A 242-nucleotide genomic window follows, 5' to 3' on the forward strand; every position below is an offset into this window, starting at 1 on the left:
GGACCCCCATGAGCGAAGAGCATTCCGACGTGGTCATCGTGGGCTCGGGGCCGGGCGGCGGCACCATGGCCTGGCGCCTGGCGCAGACCGGCCAGCGCGTGCTGCTGCTGGAGCGCGGCGGCTACCTGCCGCGCGAGCGCGAGAACTGGGACAGCCAGGCCGGGTTCGTGGATGCGCGCTACCAGGCGCCCGAGACCTGGTCCGGCGCCGACGGGCGCACGTTCCACCCGGGCCTGCACTAC

At 74.4% G+C, this 242-nt stretch carries 1 protein-coding gene; it reads left to right on the forward strand.

What is annotated here, in order from left to right:
- A partial coding sequence (locus AC0IWM_RS23890; RefSeq protein WP_471759167.1) for an NAD(P)-binding protein occupies positions 1-242 on the forward strand: 242 nt, incomplete at both ends.

It is taken from the genome of Methylobacterium sp. AC433 (assembly GCF_979253015.1).